16 protein-coding genes are annotated in these 20539 nt (G+C 72.2%); 1 reads left to right on the forward strand and 15 read right to left on the reverse strand.

Annotated elements, in window-relative coordinates; all coding sequences use genetic code 11:
* Positions 1-8: 8 nt before the first annotated feature.
* Positions 9-407, reverse strand: a complete 399-nt coding sequence (locus E1262_RS21895; protein ID WP_132105539.1) for a (R)-mandelonitrile lyase — start codon at positions 405-407, stop codon at positions 9-11.
* Entirely contained in the window at positions 404-1318 is a 915-nt protein-coding gene (locus tag E1262_RS21900) for a helix-turn-helix transcriptional regulator (RefSeq protein WP_132105541.1), read from the reverse strand. The genes E1262_RS21895 and E1262_RS21900 overlap by 4 nt, the downstream gene beginning before the upstream one ends.
* A gap of 164 nt (positions 1319-1482) precedes the next feature.
* On the opposite strand from E1262_RS21900, the gene E1262_RS21905 reads away from it, so the two are divergent.
* Positions 1483-2505 (forward strand): zinc-dependent alcohol dehydrogenase family protein, encoded by a 1023-nt coding sequence (locus E1262_RS21905; protein WP_132105544.1) that lies wholly within the window; start codon positions 1483-1485, stop codon positions 2503-2505.
* Between the two features lie 264 nt (positions 2506-2769).
* Here the strand turns inward: E1262_RS21905 and E1262_RS21910 are convergent, their stop codons facing one another.
* The 13 genes from E1262_RS21910 to E1262_RS21965 all read right to left on the reverse strand — a co-directional run.
* Entirely contained in the window at positions 2770-5508 is a 2739-nt protein-coding gene (locus tag E1262_RS21910; RefSeq protein WP_132105547.1) for a CBM35 domain-containing protein, read from the reverse strand.
* A 38-nt stretch (positions 5509-5546) separates the two neighbouring features.
* Positions 5547-6404, reverse strand: coding sequence for a carbohydrate ABC transporter permease (locus tag E1262_RS21915; protein ID WP_203454181.1), 858 nt, complete (start codon positions 6402-6404; stop codon positions 5547-5549).
* A complete protein-coding gene (locus E1262_RS21920; RefSeq protein WP_132105550.1) occupies positions 6401-7303 on the reverse strand; it encodes a carbohydrate ABC transporter permease in 903 nt (300 codons plus the stop codon). The genes E1262_RS21915 and E1262_RS21920 overlap by 4 nt, the downstream gene beginning before the upstream one ends.
* A gap of 6 nt (positions 7304-7309) precedes the next feature.
* The gene (locus E1262_RS21925) at positions 7310-8650 is read right to left on the reverse strand and encodes an ABC transporter substrate-binding protein (protein ID WP_132105554.1); all 1341 of its coding nucleotides are present in this window, start codon (positions 8648-8650) and stop codon (positions 7310-7312) included.
* Between the two features lie 35 nt (positions 8651-8685).
* Positions 8686-10800 (reverse strand): glycoside hydrolase family 36 protein, encoded by a 2115-nt coding sequence (locus E1262_RS21930; protein WP_132105557.1) that lies wholly within the window; start codon positions 10798-10800, stop codon positions 8686-8688.
* A 113-nt stretch (positions 10801-10913) separates the two neighbouring features.
* Complete coding sequence (locus tag E1262_RS21935) at positions 10914-11930, reverse strand: LacI family DNA-binding transcriptional regulator (RefSeq protein WP_132105560.1); 1017 nt, start codon at positions 11928-11930, stop codon at positions 10914-10916.
* Between the two features lie 59 nt (positions 11931-11989).
* A complete protein-coding gene (locus E1262_RS21940) occupies positions 11990-12913 on the reverse strand; it encodes an LLM class flavin-dependent oxidoreductase (RefSeq protein ID WP_132105562.1) in 924 nt (307 codons plus the stop codon).
* Positions 12910-14247 (reverse strand): FAD-binding oxidoreductase, encoded by a 1338-nt coding sequence (locus E1262_RS21945; RefSeq protein ID WP_132105565.1) that lies wholly within the window; start codon positions 14245-14247, stop codon positions 12910-12912. Before E1262_RS21945 ends, E1262_RS21940 begins: the two co-directional genes overlap by 4 nt.
* Before the next feature lie 64 nt (positions 14248-14311).
* Positions 14312-15292, reverse strand: coding sequence for a hypothetical protein (locus E1262_RS31005; protein ID WP_203454182.1), 981 nt, complete (start codon positions 15290-15292; stop codon positions 14312-14314).
* Positions 15289-16770 (reverse strand): glycoside hydrolase family 2 protein, encoded by a 1482-nt coding sequence (locus tag E1262_RS31010; protein WP_203454183.1) that lies wholly within the window; start codon positions 16768-16770, stop codon positions 15289-15291. Before E1262_RS31010 ends, E1262_RS31005 begins: the two co-directional genes overlap by 4 nt.
* Positions 16767-18152: a GH1 family beta-glucosidase gene (locus E1262_RS21955; RefSeq protein ID WP_132105568.1), complete on the reverse strand. Its 1386-nt coding sequence runs from the start codon at positions 18150-18152 to the stop codon at positions 16767-16769. Before E1262_RS21955 ends, E1262_RS31010 begins: the two co-directional genes overlap by 4 nt.
* A gap of 3 nt (positions 18153-18155) precedes the next feature.
* Positions 18156-19700, reverse strand: coding sequence for a glycoside hydrolase family 43 protein (locus E1262_RS21960; protein ID WP_203454184.1), 1545 nt, complete (start codon positions 19698-19700; stop codon positions 18156-18158).
* The coding region (locus E1262_RS21965) for a carbohydrate ABC transporter permease (RefSeq protein WP_132105570.1) at positions 19697-20539 on the reverse strand (843 nt) is incomplete at its 5' end. The genes E1262_RS21965 and E1262_RS21960, both read right to left, overlap by 4 nt.

Below are 20539 nucleotides of genomic sequence, written 5' to 3' on the forward strand. Positions count from 1 at the left end.
CCCACTGGTCAGTGCCGGTGATAGTCCTCGTCGCCGACGTGTTCCAGCCACGTCGCGCCGTCGCCGTCGGAGGTGCCTTCCAGGAGCGCGAGGTGCTCCATGAAGTCGTCGGGCGTGGCGCCGTGCCAGTGCTCCTCACCGGGCGGGGTGTAGACCGTCTGGCCGGGATGCACCTCGAGGATCGTGCCATCCCGGGTGCCCATCAGGGCGACGCCGGCGGTGACGTGGAGAGTCTGCCCGTGCGCATGCGAATGCCAGGCGGTGCGGGCCGCGGGCGCGAACCGGACCCGGACGGCGACCATGCGCGACGGCTCGGGCTTGCGGGAGGCGATGGTGTCGATCCAGACGTCGCCGGTGAACCAGTCCGCCGGACCCTTCGCGGTGGCCGTCTTGGGCTCGATGTTCACGCGTCTGCCTCCGTCTTCCGGGTCGTGTCGGCCAGGGCGTCCGCCTCGAGTGATGCCGCCCAGGAGGCCAGCAGCTGCAGCCGTTCCGCGGAGGGCGATCCGGGCTCGGCGGTGTAGATCGTGAGGGTGAGGCCGGGCTCGGCCGCCATCTCCAGGCCCTCGTAGGCGAGGGTGAGGTCACCGACGACGTGGTGGTGGTACTGCTTCGTACCGGTCCCGTGGAGGCGCACGTTGTGCGCGCCCCACCGGGTGCGGAAGTCGTCGCTACGAGTGGACAACTCGCCGACCAGGTCGTGCAGGTCCTTGTCCCGCGGGTCGCGGCCGGCCTCGGTGCGCAGCATCGCCACGACGATGTCCGCGGCTGCCTCCCACTCCGTGTAGAACCGGCGCGCGGCGGCGTCGAGGAAGGTGAACCGTGCCAGGTTCGCCGGGTGCTGCCCGTTCGCGGCCGCGCTCGCGTAGACCTCGTCATAGAAGGCGCGCGCCAGCTGATTGGCCGCGAGCAGGTCCATCCGGCCGTTGCGGACGAACGCCGGCCCCGCGGTGACGGCGTCCAGAGCCCACTGCAGGCTCGGACGGGTCATCCACTGTCTGCCGACGCGGCGGCGCGGCCGCACTAGCGCGCTCGTGCCATCGGCGGCCTGGGCCAGGTCGAACAGGTGGGCCCGCTCGGCGTCATCGAGCCGCAGGGTGCGCGCGATCGCGTCCAGCACACTCGTCGAGACGCCGGCCAGCGCGCCCCGCTCCAGTTTGGCGTAGTACTCCACGCTGACGCCGGCCAGAGCAGCCACCTCGCTGCGGCGCAATCCGGGCACGCGCCGGTTCGTGCCGGCGGGCAGGCCGGCCTGTTCCGGCGTGATCCTCGCACGCCGCGAGAGCAGGAACTCACGGACCTCGTGACGGTTGTCCACACCTCGAGGTTAGGCCGCGCCCGCTGGCCGTGGGGTGCTCTGCCAGTACACGTCACGACAGTGACTCCCACCCACCCCGTACGCGGTGGTCTGCTGGATGTCGTGGACGCGGCAGCCCGGCCGTCGCCACACCAGATTCCACCGAAACAAGGAGAGACCCCACCATGCGTGGAGCGGTGATGTACGCCCCTGGCGACGTCCGCGTCGAAGACCGCGACGTGCCGGTGATCGTCGAGCCGACCGACGCGGTCATCCGCGTCGCCGCGGCCTGCATCTGCGGCTCGGACCTGTGGCCGTACCGCGGGATCGAGCAGCTGAACGGGGCGACGCCCATGGGGCACGAGTACGTCGGCGTCGTCGAGCAGGTCGGCTCCGAGGTGACGACCATCAAGGCCGGCGACTTCGTCGTCGGGTCGTTCTTCGCCTCGGACAACACCTGCGAGATCTGCCGGGCCGGCTACCAGACCCACTGCGTCAACCGCCAGCCCGTGGGCGCCAACGGCGCGCAGTCCGAGCTGCTGCGCGTGCCGCTGGCCGACGGCACCCTGGTCGCCACGCCCGGGCAGCCGGACGCGAACCTGGTCCCGTCGCTGCTGGCCGCCTCCGACGTGCTCGGCACCGGCTGGTTCGCCGCCGTGGCCGCCGAGACCGGCCCGGGCAAGACCGTCGCCGTCGTGGGGGACGGCGCCGTCGGCCTGCTCGGCGTGCTGGCCGCGCACCAGCTCGGCGCAGAGCGGATCATCGCCATGTCCCGGCACGCCGACCGGCAGAAGCTCGCCCTCGAGTTCGGTGCCACCGACATCGTCGAAGAGCGCGGCAACGCCGGCGTGGCGAAGATCAAGGAGCTGACGCACGGGCTCGGCGCGCACTCGGTGATCGAGGCCGTCGGCACCCAGGAGTCGATGATGCAGGCGATTCGTTCCACCCGCCCCGGCGGCCACGTCGGCTACGTCGGCGTCGCCCACGACGTCAGCCTCCCCGGCAAGGAGCTCTTCTTCTCCGGCGTCCACCTGCATGGCGGCCCCGCACCGGTGCGGCGGTTCCTGCCCGAGCTGATCGACCTCATCTGGCGCCGGGCGATCGACCCCGGCAAGGTCTTCGACCTCACCCTCCCGCTCGAGGACGCCGCCGAGGGCTACCGCGCCATGGACCAGCGCACCGCCATCAAGGTGCTCCTCCAGCCGTGACGCTCAGCCCGACCGATGCGGCCGTAGCACCGTCCGAGGCCGCCGCCCGGGTGAGCCGCGCCCTTGCCGTCGTAGGCGGGGCCATCACGAGGACTTCCCGAGCGTCACCACGATTACAGGCCTGGTGAAGCACGGGATTTCGTGGTGAACGTGATCATCTCCAAGGCCAGCGGTCGGCAGGGGACGGCGTGGCGTGACCTACGGCGCCGGGCCGGCCCGCCCCGGCAGGCGAGCCGGCCCGGCATGCTCGGGTGGCGGCCGAGCTCAGCCGACCCGGATCGGCGCGATCTCGAACCGGTCGAGGTCGGGCGCCCATGGGCTGTCCAGCGCCGGCCGGCACGGCTGCGGGCACTCGCTCGCCGTCGCGCCCCTGGCGGGGTCGTTGAACAGCGTGATCTCGTTGCGCCCGGCCGCTAAGGTCACCGGAACGCCACGGGCCCACCAGTTCCCCCACGACCACGTGTTCTTGAACCAGTGCCGCGACGGCTCACCGCCGTTGACGGACACGTCGATCGGGCGGGAGATGATGTCGGCGTTGTACGGGTGGCCGGTGTCGCGCTCGTCGTTGGCGTAGTGGACGACTAGGAGGTGCTCACCCGCCTGCGCGGCGTCGACGGTCACGGTCACCGAGTTCGCGGGGCCGTTGCCGACGCCGCCGACGAACGACCCGCCGGAGGCGGCCCGGTGGGTCCGGACGACAGCGGACCCGGCCAGCTCGGCGTCCTCGGCCTCGACGACGGTCACGGCGTCCTCCGCCCGGGTCGCGGTCACCGCGTCCAGCCGCACCGGCGTCGGCCCGGCGGGCGTCACGGTCACGCGGTTGACGCCGGCGGACAGGAACAGCCGATGGGTGTCGGTGTCCCAGAACGCCGCACCGGGCGCGGCGCGCAGCACGCCGCCGTCGACCGGCCGCCGGTCCAGCCCGATGCTCGCCGCCGCCGCTCCCGGGACTCCGGGACTGCTGTGCCGGAACTCCACGTCGTAGTACCCGTCGTCCTCGGCGTACACGGTGAACAGCGCCTCGGCGCCGCGGCGCAGCACCAGGTGGCCGGCGCCGGACTGCTCCGGCTGGTCGTACGCGTATCCGGCGGAGCCGCTGGTCTGCGCCAGCTCGGCCTCGTAAGTGCGCGAGACCGGAGCGGCGTCACCGCTCAGCTGCTCGAGGTCGATGCGGTCGAGCGTCGCCTCGCCGATCGCCCGCCCCAGCGAGGGATGCGACGCGGCCAGCCTGATCTCGTTGCGCCCCGCCTGCAGCGAGACGACGACGTCGGCGCGGGTGCGCCAGGTCCAGTTCATCGTCGCCTCATACTCGACGAAACGCGGCGACCCGCCGTTGACGGTGAGGACCTGCTGCGACGGCTGGCCGGTCTGGTTGCCGTACATGATGCCGAGGCGGTAGTCGCCGGCGGCCGGGACGTCGACGGTGAACGCGACGGCGCTCTCCGGCCGGTTGAGCGAGCCGACGTCGCGGTTGCCCGACGTCGCGGCCGCGTTCCAGTTCTGCAGCGTGCCTTGCGTGTAGACGGTGCCGGCGGTGATCGCCGCGTTCTCCGCCTCGTACGTCGCCCGCCACGGCCGCTCGACCGACTCCCGGCTGCCGCTGCCGCCCGGCGACAGGACGATCTCGTAGGCGGCCATCCGGTCGACGTTCGGGCCGCCGTCGCCGATCCCGCCCAGCCCGCGGATCGGCACGGTCACCGTCCCGTCCGACGGCGTCACGTCGGCGCGATGCAACACCTCCGGCGGCGGCGCGGCGGAGTTCTGCCCGCTCCACGTCGTGGCCCGGACCTCGACGTGAACGGTGTCGCCGAACAGCTCGTCGTCGACACCGGACACGACGACGTCGACGGGGTCGGCGGTGCCGCCGGTGACGATGCGGGCCTGCCGGCGCTCGTCGTCGACGACGGCGATGGCGTCCAGGGCGTCGACCGTCGTGGGGTCCGGACGAGTGACGGCGACGGTGTCACCGCCGTGCAGGTCGGCGTACATCTTGTAGAACCACCAGCCGCCGCCGGGCTGGTTCGTCTGCACGACGTCGCCGGCCAGCCCGCCGGCCGCCGTCCAGTAGGCCTTGCCGCCGGCGGCGACCTTGGCCTCCTCGAACATCGCCGTCCACTTGATCAGCTGTCCGGGCACGGTGAGGTCGCGGTTGCCGCCGTACTCGTTGATGTCGATCGGGATGGGGTCGATGCCGCGCTCGCGCTCCAGCGCGCGGTAAGCCGCGTACGTCCGGCGGAAGTAGTTGCCGCTGTTCGGGTCGAGGCTGTTCGAGGGCAGCTGATGCCAGGTGGTGAGGTCCGGCAGCACGTCGTTGTCGCGGGCGAAGCTGAGGAAGTCGCCGTAGTTGCGCTGGCGGAACGTGGCGTCGTTCATGCCGGCGACGCGCGCGCCGGGGTGGTGGGCGCGGACGTACTCGACGGCCTGCTTCCAGTGCCGCAGGAAGGCGTCCATCCGGGTGCGGTAGTTCGCCGCGTTGCCGGTGCCCAGGTCGTACCAGATGTTGTCGGGCTCGTTGAACAGCACGTAGACGAACCGGTCGGCGTGCGGGCTGTTCGCCGCCTGGTCGACCACCCAGGCCAGCTTCTCCATGTAGTCGGCGAAGCAGACGTCGTTGCAGGGCACGACGCCGCCAGGGTTCTCGTACTCCCACTCGGCGTACATGTCCTGGACGTAGATCTGGATGTACTCGCCGCCGGTGCGGACGAACGGCTCGGCGACGACCAGTGCGTCGCCGTTCGGGTGCTGGGCGCCGGCCGGCGGCTTCTGCGCGATGCTGTGCAGCCGCAGCGGCTCCAGCGCGTTGTCGCTGGGCACGCCGTCGTCGCTGAGCCCGTACAGCGTGCCGCTGCCGGTGCCGAGGAACGGCCCGGTGCGCTCGGCGAGGTCGACGTGGAGCTGGCCGACGTCGTCGGCGCGGGCCGGCTCGGCGGGAAGCGCGCTCGTCGCGACCGTCGCGGTGAGCACGACGCTCAGCGCGGCGATCGGAGCGATCCACCTTCGCATGGTGTACCTCTTTCCGTCGTCATCGGTGGAGTGAGGCGTTACTTGACCGCGCCGCTGGTGATGCCGGAGATGATCTTCCGTTGGGCCACGACGAACACGATGAGCAGCGGCAGGCTCATCAGGACCACGTACATGAAGATCAGGTGCCAGTTGTTGAGGTAGAGCCCGGCGCTGGCCACCTGGAACAGGTTGAGCGGCAGTGTGTCCAGCCGCCCGCCGAGCACGAAGAACGCGTAGAACACGTCGTTCCACACGTAGAGGCAGATGAGGATCGTCGCCGTCGCCAGCACCGGCCGGAGCAGCGGCAGGATGACTCGCACGAACACCGTCACGGGACCGGCGCCGTCCACCCGTGCCGCCTCCTCCAGCTCCAGCGGGATGGTGCGGACGAAGCCGGTGACGAAGAAGATCACCGTCGAGAGGTAGATGCCGGCGTAGACGCCGATCATGCCGGTCGCGGTCCCGGCCAGGCCGAGCTGCCGCAGCAGCAGCACGATCGTCACGACCGCCGGCGGCAGCACGATGCCGCTGATGGCGGCCGCGTACAGGACGGCGTACGCGCGGCCGGTGCGCCGGGCCAGCACCCAGGCCGCCATCGACCCGAGGATCAACACGCCGACGACGGCCGGCACCATGACCAGCAGGCTGCCGGCGAACGCCGACGGGATGCGGCCGCGGTCCCACACCTCGCGCAGGTTCTCCCACAGCTGCCAGTCCGTCGGCGGCGCGAGGTTGGGGCTGAGCGCGTCGCCCTGCGACTTCCCCGCCGTCATGACGACCAGCCACATCGGTATGCCGACGAACACGGCGACCAGGACGACGGTGACCACCGGCTGCAGCCGTGACCAGGCCGAGCGCTCCCGCAGCGGCCGCCGGCGCAGGGTCGCCCCGCTCACAGGATCTCCTCCCGCCGGCGCAGCATCCTGATGACCGGGAACGCGAGCAGCGCGACCATCAGGAAAAGCACCAGGCTCATGGTCGTGGCCTGGGCGAACAGGCCCTGGCCGAACGTGCGGTAGATGAAGATGTTGAGGATCTCGGTGGTCCGCGCCGGGCCGCCCTCCGTCGTCGCCTGGACGATGTCGAAGCCGTTCATCGAGCCGAGCAGCGCCGTCGCGACGCTGAACGTCACCGCCGGCGCCAGCAGCGGGAAGCGGATGGTCCAGAACGCCTTCCACGCAGGCGCGCCGTCCATGCGGGCGGCCTCGAGGATGTCCTCGGGCATCGTCTTCAGCCCGGCCAGGTAGATGAGCATCGACAGCCCCATCCACTTCCAGGCGTGGATCAATGCGACGACGACGATCGTCCAGGTGGTGTCGCCCAGCCACGGCGTCGTGACGTCGCGGCCGGCGAAGAACCCGAGCACGTCGTTGAGCGCGCCGTCCGGCTTCAGCAGCGCCTGGAAGATGTACCCGACCGCAAGCGCCGACATCAGCACCGGGATGAAGAACGCCGCCCGGGCGAACCGGTTCAGCGCGGTGTCCCGCTCCAGCAGCACCGCCAGCGCCAGTCCGAACACGTTCTGGAAGATCGCCACCAGCACCGCGTAGACGAGCGTGATCCGCAGCGACGAGAACAGCGTGCCGTTGCCGGCCAGCTGGGTGAAGTTGTCGAAGCCGACCGCGTTGATCTCGCTCTTGAAGCTGGACCAGTCCGTGAACGCGTAGACGAAGTTGAAGACCGTCGGGACGACGAAGAAGACGGCCAGCACGACCAGCGCGGGGAGCAGGAACCAGCCCGGGTGGGTGGTCCGCTCCCGCTGCCGGTCAGCCGCGGGAGCGGAGGCGTGCGCCATCGACGGTCATCCTCCGACCCCGGCCGCCTGGGCCAGCTGCTCGAACTGGTCTTGGGTCGCCGCGGCCACCTGCTCCGGGGTCATGGTGCCGGCCAGCATGTCCGCGAGGTTGAGGTAGAGGTCCGGGTTGGCGACGGCGAGCGCCTGCATCGAGCCGACGGCGTCGGCGAGCGACGCGTGCACGTCCAGCAGCGCCTGCGGGACGCCGTCCGGGCTGGGCACGTCCGGCTTCAGCGAGACCGTCTGCCGGTCGGCCACGAAGTCCGCGTAGCCCGGGCCCATCCAGTACGCCAGCAGCTGGCGGGCCGCGGCCTCGCGCTCGGCGTCGCCGGTGCGGAACGCGACCAGCGCGTTGCTCTGGTCCGGGATGAACGTGCCGACGTTGCCCGACGGCGAGATCGGGAAGAACCCGATGGTCTCGTCCAGGGTCGCGGTGTCGGCCTTGGCCTGGAGCTGGCCGAAGAACGAGTTGACCTGCACGACCATCGCGGCCTCGCCCGCCAGCAGCGCGTCGCCCTGGTCCTCGAAGGTCGCCGTCACGATGTCGTCGTTGAACAGGCCCTCCTCGACCAGGCTCTGATACGTCGTGATGGCGTCGAGGACCACCGGGCTCTCGAACGTCTCCTCGCCGGCGTTGACGCGGTCCCAGAACCCGTCGGCGGCGGCGTCTGCCAGCTGCACCTGCACCCACCACTGGGTGGCCCAGCGGTCGGCGCCCATCTCGAAGAACGGGGTGACGCCGGCCGCGTCGAGCTGCCGCGCGATGTCGATCATGCCGGCGAAGTCCGAGGGCGGTTCGGTGATGCCGTTGGCCTCGAAGACCTGCTTGTTGTAGTAGACGCCCTCGACGGCCGGGCTGGTGATCAGCGCGGCGTACCGGGTGTCATCGAGGATGCCGGTCATGTCCTGGAGCTCCGGCTCGAGCTCCTCGATCCACGGCGCGTCGTCCAGCGGCTGCAGGTTGGTGCGCGCGTTGATGGCCGTGAGCATCGACGCCGTCGGCTGCCAGAACGCCAGGTCCGGCATGTCACCGGTCGCGACGCGGGTCTGGATGCCCTGCTCGTAGGGGTCGGGGATCGTGACGACCTCGACCGAGGCCCCGGTCTCCTCCTCGAACGCGGCCACCACCTGCTCCGGGACGGTGGTGCTGTTCTGCGCCGCCCAGATGGTCAGCTCGACGCCGTCGAGATCGGCGGTCGGCTCCGGCCACGCGGCGTCGCCGCCGGCCGTCTCGCCGTCGCCGCCGTTCCCGCCGTCGCCGGACGGGCCGGAGGCGGGGTCGCTGCAGGCGGTGGCGGTCAGGGTGAGGGCGGCCAGCGCCGCCACGACGGTCAGGGATCTCTTCATCGAGCCTCTCCTCGTCCTCGGTCGGTTCTTTTCGGTCAGGTGGTGTCGCGCAGCCGGAAGACCCGGGCGGCCGGGGCCGGCCCGCTCTCGAGGCGCAGGACGCCGGCCTCGGCGTCCCAGGCGTGCGGCCAGGCGGGCAGCCGCCGCGGGTACAGCACGTCGATCTCGGGCGTGCCGCCGCGCAGGTGCGGCAGTGGGAGGTCGGCGACGGCATCCGCTCCGGCCCGCCGCCACACGGCCAGGACGCTGTCGCCGCCGGCACGCAGGCCGAGAGCGATCCAGCCGTCGGTCCAGCCGGGCAGGCCGAGCGGCCAGAACGGGACGGCCGCCGCCAGGCCGGTCCGCAGTTCCCGGTATGCGTCGACACCGTCGCGGACCAGCGCGAATTGGTCCGCGGTCATCCGGTTCAGGTGCCCGGAGAGATACAGCCGGCCGAGCAGCCCGGTCGTGACGGTGAACGCGATCTCCTCGTCGGACATCTCCGGCTGCGGGTACGCCCAGCTGGCGGACTGCTCGGGCAGCACCGCCATCGGCGCCGCGGCGGCGATCGGCGGATAGCGCAGCGGGTTCTGCTGGTCGCTGGTCGACTGCAGCTGCAGCCGGGCGAGCAGCGCGTAGTCCATGCGCATGCCGCCGGAGCCGCAGTTCTCCAGCACGAGATCGGGGTGGCGGTCCAGCACGCCCTCGAGCCAGCGCAGGTGGGCGCGGTTGTGGGCCAGCAGCCCGGCGCCGGGGGCGTCGGCCTTGGCGTCGGTGCCGGCGCCGGGGTTGATGTTGTAGTCGAGCTTGAAGTAGCCGATGCCGAATTCCTCGACCAGCCGGTCGACGGTGGCGTCGAGGTGGGCGATCGCGGCGGGGTGGCGCAGGTCGAGGTGGTACCGGCCGTTCTCGGCCTGACGGCGGCCGTCGCGCTGGAAGAACGCGTCGGGCGGCAGGCTGTCCGCCAGCGGGCTGCGCACGCCGACGACCTCGGGCTCCAGCCACAGCCCCGGGCGCATCCCGGCGGCGCGGATGCGGTCGACCACCTCGCCCAGCCCGTTCGGGAACCGGGTCGTCGACGGCTCCCACGCGCCGACGCTGTCCCACCAGGTGCCGTCCTCGTCGTACCAGCCGGCGTCGATGCAGAAGTACTCCGCACCGGCCCGGGCCGCGGCGTCGACCAGCGGGAGCAGCCGCTCGGTGGTCGGGTCACCGTCGAGGGTGTTCATGTAGTCGTTGAAGACCACCGGCAGCGCCTCGCGGTCCGGGTGCGGCCGGACGATCGCCCGCCGGTAGGCCGTCAGCGCCGCCACCGCTGCCTCGAGCCCGCCGTCGCCGACGGCCAGCGCGGCCGGCACGCTGCCGAACTCCTGGCCCGGCTCCAGCGTGTGCCGCCACTGGTGGTCGGCGTCGCCGGGCCCGTGAAGGGCGAGGTAGACGCTGTCGAGCCGCTCGCCCACCTCCCACCGCCAGGCGCCGTTGTGCTCGACCTGGAACGCCCACGCCCGCCCGCTCGCGGAGTCGACGAGCGCGCCCGCGGGCAGGTACTCGCCCGACGACCACGAACCGTGGCTGGCGAGCACCAGCGCGCCGCGCGGGCTCTTGCCGTGCGTGGCGAGGTCGACGTCGGGCAGGCGGCGCTCCCGCAGCGGCCGCCGCTGCCACCGTCCCTCGGCCAGCCAGTCGTTCTCCGCCCAGATGACGTCGATGCCGTCGGCGCCGTCGCGGCCCGGCCGGAACGCGCCGGTCGCCAGCGAGCTGACGGCGTGCAGCGTCACCGGCTCGGCCCCGGTGACCCGGACGGTCGTCGCGCCCTGGATCGCGGCCACGCCGGTCGGCGAGCGCAGCACCGCGGTGACCAGCAGCCCGGCCCGCTCGTCGACCTGGTCGACCTCGAGCGTCGTCCAGCCGTCCGCCCGGTGCTCGCGGTGCCCGGCGTAGCGCAGCCGCGCGCCGACCGTGCTCTCGATCTGCCGCGGCCCGGACCACGTCGCGCCCTCGCCCGCGATCAGCAGCTCGACGAGCGGCTGGGTGGGCGCCACGCTGCCCGCGGGTTCGGAGTCGCCCGCCGGCTCGATCCGGGTGAGCCGGACCGGCCCACCGGGATCGGCCGCCAGGACCACGGTCAGGGCGTCGTGTCCCCACACGACGCGGACGGGCTGCGACGTCATCGGCATCGGCCTTCCTCGGTGCTGTTAACGCTCACACGGTGAGGCGTTCCGCCGATGATAACGTTTTCAAAATGGGAGTCAAGAGGTCCTGAGCGGATCGGCGGGGCGGTGGATCAGCCGGCGGCGGGTGGCGGGCCGCTGCTCTCGCGGACCACGAGCCGGGGCGCCGCCGACGACGTCTTGGCGGCGTGACCAGCGCCGAGCAGCCCTCCGAGCAGGGCGAACGAGCGCCGGCCGAGATCGGCGAAATCCTGCTCGACGGTGGTGAGCGCCGGCGTCCAGAATCGGCCCATCGGATGGCCGTCGAAGCCGACGACGCTCACGTCGGCAGGCACCCGGCGGCCGGCCTCGTGCAGGCCACGCATCAGACCCATGGCCAGCTCGTCGTTGCCGCACAGCACGGCGGTGACGTCGTCGCGCCCGGCCAGTTCGCGGCCGATCTCGTAGGCGCGCTCCGGCTCCCAGCCGGCATCCAGCACCGGCGGCACCTCCACGGCGGCCCGCGTCAGCGCCCGCTTCCAGCCGGTGGCCCGGCCGGCCCGTCGGCCCGACGTCGGGACCGCGACATAGTGCACCGTCCGATGGCCGAGCCCGAGGAGGTAGTCGGTGGCCGCCATGGCACCGGCGGTGTCGTCGAGGACGGCGTGCGGCACACCGTCGCCGCGGCCACCCGAGGCCGCCACCACTGGCAGGCCGTCGGGCAGGCGGTGCAGCGCGGCCGCGCCGGGAGGGTCGAACTTGAGCACGACGACGCCGGCGACGGGGTGGCTCAGCGCGAGGTCGACGGCGGCCTGGACCGCCGCGGGTTCGTCGGTCTCGATGACGGTGATCATGACGATGAAGCCGGCCAGCCGGGCGGCCTCCTCGATGCCCTGCAGCGTGCTGGCGTATCCGTACCGGGTGGTGTTGCTGGCCAGCACCGCGATGACCGACTGCCGGCCGGTGACCAGCGCGCGGGCGGCGCCGTTCGGGCGGTAGCCCAGCTCGCGGACGGCCGCCAGGACGCGGTCGGTGCGCTCGGGGCTCACCGGTACCGACCCGGTGATCACCCGCGAGACTGTCGGGACGGAGACCCCGGCAAGCTTCGCGACGTCCGCGATGGACGGAGCACGAGTCGACGACCTGGCCATATGCTCGGAGCCTACCGCTCCGCGGCCGTGGGTCGGCCATCACCGTGATCCGGGGCACGTCACCACGTTTTCTGGAGCATCACCAGGCCTGCAATCGTGTTGAGGCTCCAGGACTCCTGGTGATGCAGGCGATCGTTGATGACGTCGGCGATGCGGGCGACCTGGTCGAGGTCGGCATGGCAGGGGTACAGGAGCACGTCGGTGACGCCGGCGTCGTCGAGCCGGGCCAGCTCGTCATGCAGCTCGCGGACGGTGGTGGCGGTGCCGGCACGGGCCGCCGTCCAGTACTCCGCACCGTAGTAGTGGCGCAGATAGTCATCGGCGACCTCACCGCCGCCACTGCCCAGGCTGACGTAGCGGCCGGTGACGATGCGCGGCTCACCCGGCCGCGCGGCGCGCTCCCACGCGGCCCGGACATCGCCGGAGCCGCGTAGCAGCGTGTCGTGGCCGAACAGCGGCGCCACCCAGCCGTCGCCGCGGGTCGCGGCGCGGGTGAAAGCCGCCGGGACCAGCCCGCCGAACAGCAGCGCCGGACGTCCGGCCGGCAGCCGGCGCATGGGCCCGCCCTGGCCGGCCACCCGGCCGGTCCACACGGCGCGCATGGTCGCCACCGCATCGTCCAGACGAGCACCGCCGCCGCGCTGCGGCACGCCGCTGACGTCGTGGTCCTCCGGCCAGCCGCCCAGCCCGAGCCCCGCCGTGAGCCGTCCGCCCGAGAGCAGGTCGACCGAGGCCAGCTGCTTGCCGAGCAGGACGGGGTTGGCTCGCCACCCGACGTCGAGCACCGTCGTGAGCAGCTCGACCCGTGACGTCGTGGTGGCTGCCGCGGCCAGCGCGGTGAGCGGTTCGAGGTTGTCGTAGACGAGCCGGTCGATGACGCCGACCGAGGCGAACCCCGCCTGCTCGGCCGCCGCCGCCCACGGGCCGATGACGCGCGCGTCCACACCCGGCACGGCCGCGGGCAGTCCGATGCCGATTCTCATGTCAGGCCTCCTCCGGTGAGTGGGAAGGTGACCCGGAACGTGCGGTCCGGGTCGTACTGCTCCTTCAGCTGCCGCAGCCGGGCAAGGTCGTCCGACCGGTAGTGAGGGCGGGCGCCGTCGGGGGTGGCGTCCTCGACCCCGCTGAAGTTCGGGTAGCTGCCACCGGTCGACCACGGCGCCATGGCCTCCAGCAGCTGGTCTCGCGCCGCGCGGTCCGCCGGCTCGGGGCCGGCGATCGCCAGCAGCGAGAACGCGGCATCCCGGCTGGCGACGACGTTCGGCACCGATGGCGGCCGCGACAGCGCGCCACCCCAGGCCCGGACCTCGGTCAGGAACGGCGCGTCCGCGTCCGGCCCGGCGAGCTTGCCCAGGACCGCCGCGGCATCGTCGTCGTACTCGCGCAGCAGGACGTTCCGGTCGAACGCCGCGACCGGCGTGCCGGTCGGCTCGTGATGGATGGTGCCGACGTCGGCGTACGGCATGCGCCGCACCGTGTCCACCAGGCGCGGCCCGGTGGCGCGCAACCGGTCGGCCAGCTCCCGTCCGGCCGCGGGATCGGCGCCGCTGTCGGCCAGCCGCAGATGGGTCACGTGCCGGCCGCGCAGCTGCGGCGGCACGGCGGGATCGTCCGGGTACCGCAGCAACAGCACCGACGACGCCATGGTCTCGGGGACGGTGCGCGCCCACGCCGCGTAGGCGTGCAGCACGTCCTCCCCTGCCTCCGGGCCGAAGCACAGCTCGCCGCCGTACAGCGTCGCGACGGGGAACAGGTCGAACTCCATCGCGGTGACCACGCCGAAGTTCGCACCGGCGCCACGCAGCGCCCAGAACAGCACCGGGTCGTGCTCACCGTCGACCCGCCGCACCCGGCCGTCGGCGGTCACCACGTCCAGCCACCGCACGTGATCGGCGGCGAACCCGTACCGCCGCGCCAGCAGCCCGACGCCGCCGCCGAGCGTGTACCCGACGGCGCCGACGTCCGGGCTGGATCCGTTGAGCGGCGCCAGCCCGTGCCGCGCGGCGGCCGCGATGACGTCGCGCCACCGCACGCCGGCCTCGACCCGGGCGGTACGCCGGAACGGGTCGACGTCCACCCGGCTCAGCCGGCCGGTCCGGATCAGCACCGCACCGTCCGCCGGCACCGACGGGCCGTGCCCGGTGTTCATCACGCCCACCGGGCGGCGCTCCCGCACGGCCGCCGCGACCGCGGCGGCCACGTCGTCGACACTCCGCGCCTCGACGATCACCGCCGGCCGGTGCGTCACGGCGAGGTTGAAGCCCGCCCGCAGTTCCTCGTAGCGGCCCTCTCCCGGCCGCACACCCTCGATAGCCATGGCGCCATCGTCGGCGTCCGCCGACCCGGGCGTCTTGAAGCTTTCGGACGCGCCGGGCGCCCGTTCACGGCGACCCGGCCGGCGCGACCAGGTCGTTGGCCGACCGCAGAACGGCCGGTGAGCTGAAGTCCGCCGTGCCGGCGTCGAGCGCACCGGTGACGGTGAACCGCGTGGTCTGCCCGGGGAGCAATGTGACCAGCGCGTCATCGACGACGGCGTCGGGGTCGATGCGGTCGACGAGCAGGGTGAGGTCTCGGATCAGCGTGCCGGCGGTGACATCGACCGTCCAGCCGGCGCCGGACCGGGCGGCCGTCACGGTGACGGCAGGGTGCTCCAGCAGCGAGTCGCGGTACTCGGCGAAGAACCAGTGCGCCGCCGCCGTCCCGCACCTCGCGACGACCAACTCACCCTCAGGCGACTCCGGTGCGGAGACGGCGTCGTCGAGAACGACGCGGCGGGCGTCGCGAGGCGCGACGGTCATGCGCGCGGTCTGCCGCGCCCGGCCCTCCCCCGCATAGGTCAGCCGCTCGACGAGCAGGTCGGCGTCCCACGGCTCGGCGGTGTCGTTGACGGCCACGAGCACCAGCCCGCCGTCCTCGGGTTGGACGGTGAGCAGCCGCTCGGCATGGGCGTGCCGCAGGGCGAACAGCAGCGGCTTCGCGCGGCCGTTGCCGTCCACCGCCGCCCAGGACGTGACGGGCCAGCAGTCGTTGAGCTGCCAGACGATGGACCCGGTGCACCGCGGCGTCAGCGAACGGAACCACTCGATGCCGGTCCGCACGGCGACGGCCTGGTTCAGCGACATGGCCCAGTGCCAGTCGGCCATGTCGTCCGGCAGCGGCAGATGGGCCACCAGCCCGAGGGTGAGCTTCTCGTTACCCCGGGCCGCCTTCTGATGGACGATCATGCCGGGCGACTCGGGCGTCAGCGGATCGTCGGAGATCGAACCGGTGAGGGTGCTCCAGGTGGGCGGTCCCTGCCAGCCGAACTCGGCGACGAACCGGGGCCGGTGCTCGCGGTACCGCGGGTAGTCCTTCTCGTTCACAGGTCCCAGAGGTGGGTCGTCCCCTTCGCCGGGTCGTTCTGCGGGTCGCCGGGGTCCGGTGAGAACGGGCTGCCGGGAACGTAGGCGATGTGCGGCGCGAGCTCGGCGACGATGGCGGGGAACAGCTCGTAGTAGTAGCCGGCGCCCCAGGTCCGGCCGTCGAGCCGGGGACCCCAGTTCCAGTCCTGGCGGCCCCACAGGTTCTCGTTGTTGCCGTTGAGGATGACCAGGGACGGATGCGCGCCGAGCCGGGTGACAGCCTCGCGGGCCTCGGCCTCGATCTCCGACCGCAGCGGCTCCTCCTCCGCGTAGGCCGCGCACGCGAGCAGGAAGTCCTGCCAGACGAGGATCCCGCGCTCGTCGCACTCCTGGTAGAAGTGGTCGGACTCGTAGATCCCGCCGCCCCACACCCGGACGAGGTTGAGGCCGGCGAACTCGGCCTGCGCCAGCCGGTGCGCGTACCGTTCGCGGGTGACGCGGTGCGGGAAGGCGTCGTCGGGGATCCAGTTGGCGCCTCGGACCAGCACCGGGCTGCCGTTGACGCGGAGCTCGAAGCCGACCCCGTCGGCGTCGGGCTCGGCGCGGACCTCGACGGTCCGGAAGCCGACGCGGTGCGCCCGCGTGTCCAGGAGCTCGCCGTCCGCTGACAGCTCCACTGTCAGGTCGTGCAGGACGGGCGCGCCGTGCCCGCGCGGCCACCACAGTTCCGCGTCCGGGACCTCGAGCCGCAGCCGGGACGAGGTGGCGCCGGCGGGGATGACAGCGCTGACCTCCCTCCCGCCGACGCGCACCCAGGCGTTCAGCGGCGCCGGTGTCGTGCGGGCGACGGCCACGTCGACGGTGACAGCCGGGACCCCGCCGTCGACCGTGGCGACGACCCGGGTCGCGTCGATGCGAGCGCCGGACCAGCTCTCCAGGTACGCGGGCCGCCAGATCCCCGATGTCGACGTGTCGATGCCCCAGTCCCACCCGAAGCCGCAGGCCATCTTCCGGATCGCGTTGTACGGATGGTGCATCGTGTGCGGGCGGTAGCCCAGCTCCAGGCTGGCAGCGTCGGCCTCCCGGACCGGTGACGAGAACGCGACGACGAGCTCGTTGTCGCCGTCGCGCAACAGCTCTGTCACGTCGAAGCGGTGCCGTCGGTGCATGTTGCGGGCCACGCCGACGTGAGCGCCGTTCAGTGAGATCGCGGCCACCGTGTCGAGCCCGTCGAAGACCAGTTCGCGCCGGCCCGAGCCGTCGGGGTGCCAGCTCAGCCGGCGGCGGTACGTCCAGTCCGTGACGCCGATCCAGGCCTGCAGGTGCTCGTTGTCGTCGAGGTACGGATCGTCGATCAGGCCGGCGGCCAGGAGGTCGGTGTGGACGGTGCCGGGAACGGTCGCCGGCACGGGTCCGGCGGCTCGCACGGCGGCGGGCACGCGCGGCCCGCCGCCCTCGACCGTCCAAGCGCCGGCCAGCGGCGTGCGCGTGGTGCTCATGCGGGCAGTGCCCGGCTGCGGATGACCGACGAGTACCACCTCGCGCTGTCCTTGGGGGTTCGCCGCAACGTGTCGTAGTCGACGTGGACGATACCGAACCGCTTGGAGTATCCCCGGGCCCACTCGAAGTTGTCCATCAGGGACCAGAGGAAGTAGCCCCTGACGTCCACGCCGGCGTCGATCGCGTCCAGGACGGCGCGCAGGTGCCGGTGGACGTAGTCGATGCGGTCGGTGTCGTGGACGGCACCGTCGACCACCTCGTCGGCGAAGGCCGCCCCGTTCTCGGTCACCATGAGCGGCAGCTCCGGGTACGCCTGGTGGAGGCCTGTCAGCAGGTCGGCCAGGCCGGCCGGCTCGATGTTCCAGCCCATCTCCGTGTACGGGCCGGGCTGGCGGAGGAACTCGACGTCCTCCGCGCCGGGCCAGGCCGAGCCCGATCCCGGCTGGTGGCCGTCGGCGGCCTCCTTCTCGCCCGTGCCGTCCCAGAGCCGCACCCGGCTCGTGCTGTAGTAGTTGACGCCGAGCACGTCCAGCGGCTGGCGGATGTGGTCCAGGTCGCCGTCGCGCACGAACGCCCAGTCGGTGACGCTCGCGGTCGTGACGACCAGGCGGTCGGTGTAGCGCCCGTCCAGCATGGGGCCGAGGAAGGCGTCGTTGGCCAGCGACTCCACCTTTGCCCGCGCCAGGTCGCCGGTGTCGCCGTCGGGGCGGAAGACGTGCAGGTTGTGCGTCACCGAGAACAGCCCGGCGTTCGTCACCAGCGGCCGCATCGCCTGGATGCCCAGGCCGTGGGCGAGGTTGAGATGGTGGACGGCGACCAGTGGCTCCTCGCGCCCGCGCAGGCCGGGGGCATGGGCGCCGGAGCCGTAGCCCAGGTACGCCGAGCACCACGGCTCGTTCAGGGTGGTCCAGGTGTGCACCCGATCTCCCAGGGCATCCGCCACCACGGCGGCGTAGTCGGCGAACGCCTCCGCGGTCGTCCGGGACAACCACCCACCGGCGTCCTGCAGCGGCTGCGGGAGGTCCCAGTGGTACAGCGTGGCGACGGGCTGGACGCCGCGCGCGAGAAGACCGTCGACCAGGCGCGAGTAGAAGTCGATGCCCTTCTGGTTCACCGCGCCGATGCCCTGCGGGACGATCCGCGGCCAGGCGATCGAGAACCGGTAGGCGTCGAGCCCGAGCTCGGCGATGAGGTCCAGGTCCTCCTCCAGCCGGTGGTAGTGGTCGTCGGCCACGTCGCCGGTGTCGCCGTTCAGGACCCGTCCCGGGGTGCGGCTGAACGTGTCCCAGATGGACGGGCCGCGGCCGTCCTCGCGCGCGGCTCCTTCGATCTGGTAGGCCGCGGTGGCCGAACCGAACAGGAACGTGCTGGGAAACGTCACAAGTCACTCCACGTCAGGGGTCGGGTCCGTGCCGTCGAAGCCGTCGTAACGGACGCCGACGAGCCGCGGCGTGCCCGCGATCGCGCGGACCCCCACGACGCGACCGGTGAAGCCACCGGCGACCTCGGTGGACAGATAGCGGCCGTCGACCCGGGCGAGCTGGTGCTCTCGCCCGCCCACGACCGCGGCGAGCCGGATGTCGTCGGGTCCGGCCTGCGAGGCGGCGACCGCCTCCACGGCCAGCGTGACGACGGATCGCCGCAGCGGCGCGACGTCACCACAGCGGGCCTCGAGCGGGCCGATCCGCATCCACGCCTCGAGCCGGTCGCCGTCCGCGCGGACCTCGCACCAGTGCAGATCGTCCAGCCGCAGCCGGACAGCACCCGCGCCGCCGGCGACGTCGACGGTGCACTCGAACCGCCACCGCTGATCGCGGACGCGCACCCCCATCATGCTGGTCACGCCACTGGGCGCGACGTCGGGACGCAGGACGACGCCGCCCGCCGCCGCGGCCTCGGTGAAGTCGGCGAGCGCGCTGCCGGGCGAGATCCACCGTGGATGACGCGCGCCGCCGGCGAAGTCGTCGCTGAAGGTGTGGTCGCCCACCTCGGCCACGAAGGCCGCGGCGTCGACGACCGGCCAGCCGTCGGTCCACCGCACGCCGGCGAGAAACGTCTCCCGCCCGTTCACGTGGAACATCGGGGTGATGCCCCGCGGCCGCACGCCGAGGTAGACCATCGCCCACGTGCCGTCGGACAGCTCCACCAGGTCGGCGTGCCCGGTGTTCTGGACCGGGTGGCTGGTGCTGCGCTGGGAGAAGATCGGATTGCGCGGAGCCGGCACGAACGGACCCTCCGGGCTCTCCCCGCGAGCGACGGAGACGCTGTGGCCACGCTCGGTCCCGCCCTCGGCGATGACCAGGTACCACCAGCCGTCCCGCTCGTACAGGTGCGGCGCCTCGGGGAAGGCCAGCCCGGTGCCGCTCCACAACGATCGCGACGGCTCGAGCGTCGCGCCGGTGGCGGGATCGATGCGCGCCTGGGCGATCCCCTCCAGTCCCGGCTGCGTCGAGCAGTAGGTGACGTAGCAGGCACCGTCGTGGGTCCAGACGATGTCCGGATCGATCCCCTGCAGACCGCTGATGATCGTGGGCGCGCTCCAGGGACCGCTCGGATCGTCGGCGGACACCAGCAAGTGACCGCCGGCTCCCGACACGTCGGTCGTGATCAGCCAGAACCGGCCGTCGTGGTGCCGAAGCGTCGGGGCATAGACGCCCTTGCTCGACGCCGCGTGGCCGGGCGCGAACTGGTCCTCCCGGTCCAGGATGTTCCCGATCAGGCGCCAGCGCACCAGATCGGTGCTGTGCCAGATCGGCACTCCAGGGCTGTACTCGAACGACGAGTTCGCCAGGTAGTAGTCGCCGCCGACGCGGCAGATCGACGGGTCCGGGTGGAAGCCGGGGATCACCGGCTGGACGCTCGCCGGGACCGCGAGGCCCGGCTTCCCCTCGCTGTCCTCGGCGGTCAGACCGACATCGGCAGTCGTCACTTCACTCCCGTCAACGCGATTCCCTGGATGAAGTAGCGCTGGAGCGCCACGAACAGAAGGAGCACCGGGGTGATCACCAGAACCGAGCCGGCGAGCAGCACGCCGTAGTTCGTCGAGTTCTGTCCCACGGAGTACAGCGAGAGCGCGACGGGCAGCGTGTACATGTCCTCGGTCTGCGCCACGACGAGTGGCCAGAGGAAGTTGTTCCACGAACCCAGGAACGTCAGGATCGCCAACGTCGCCAGGGCCGGCCCGCACAGCGGCAGGACGATCCGGGTGAAGATCCGGACCTCGCCGGCACCGTCGATCCGCGCCGCCTCGATCAGCGCGTCCGGGATCTCGCCGATGAACTGCCGCATGAGGAACACCCCCAGCGGCCCGGCCAGGAACGGCAGGATCAGCGCGGGGTACGTGCTCACCATCCCCAGCTTGCTCACCACGACGAACAGCGGGATGAACGTCACCACGCCGGGCACCATGAGGGTGAGCAGGACGAGGACGAACAGCACCCGCTTGCCGGGGAAGTCCAACTTGGCCAGGGCGTAGCCGACCATCGAGCAGAACAGCAACGTGCCCAGGACGGTGAAGAGCGCGACGACCACGCTGTTGACGAAGAACGTCTGGATCTGCAGGCGCCCGAACCACGCGTCGAAGTTCCCCCAGGTGAACGTCTCGGGCCACCACGTCGGCGGACGCTGGAGCAGTTCCCGTTCGGTCTTCACCGACCCCAGCAACATCCACACGAACGGGATCAGCGTGGCGACGACGGCCAGGATGAGCACGACGTACGTGACGGCGCGGGCGCTGGAGCGGCGGCGACGGCGGGAGGGGGGCGGCGG

Origin of the sequence: Jiangella aurantiaca (assembly GCF_004349105.1) — a bacterium.
Classification (GTDB): Bacteria; Actinomycetota; Actinomycetes; order Jiangellales; family Jiangellaceae; genus Jiangella; species Jiangella aurantiaca.

Excerpts from the sequence above, each read along its gene's own strand:
- E1262_RS21930 (WP_132105557.1), bottom strand. The coding sequence starts at position 10,800 with ATGACGTCGCAGCCCGTCCGCGTCGTGTGGGGACACGACGCCCTGACC.
- E1262_RS21935 (WP_132105560.1), bottom strand. The coding sequence starts at position 11,930 with ATGGCCAGGTCGTCGACTCGTGCTCCGTCCATCGCGGACGTCGCGAAG.
- E1262_RS21940 (WP_132105562.1), bottom strand. The coding sequence starts at position 12,913 with ATGAGAATCGGCATCGGACTGCCCGCGGCCGTGCCGGGTGTGGACGCG.
- E1262_RS21925 (WP_132105554.1), bottom strand. The coding sequence starts at position 8,650 with ATGAAGAGATCCCTGACCGTCGTGGCGGCGCTGGCCGCCCTCACCCTG.
- E1262_RS21910 (WP_132105547.1), bottom strand. The coding sequence starts at position 5,508 with ATGCGAAGGTGGATCGCTCCGATCGCCGCGCTGAGCGTCGTGCTCACC.
- E1262_RS21920 (WP_132105550.1), bottom strand. The coding sequence starts at position 7,303 with ATGGCGCACGCCTCCGCTCCCGCGGCTGACCGGCAGCGGGAGCGGACC.
- E1262_RS31010 (WP_203454183.1), bottom strand. The coding sequence starts at position 16,770 with ATGAGCACCACGCGCACGCCGCTGGCCGGCGCTTGGACGGTCGAGGGC.
- E1262_RS21905 (WP_132105544.1), top strand. The coding sequence starts at position 1,483 with ATGCGTGGAGCGGTGATGTACGCCCCTGGCGACGTCCGCGTCGAAGAC.
- E1262_RS21945 (WP_132105565.1), bottom strand. The coding sequence starts at position 14,247 with ATGGCTATCGAGGGTGTGCGGCCGGGAGAGGGCCGCTACGAGGAACTG.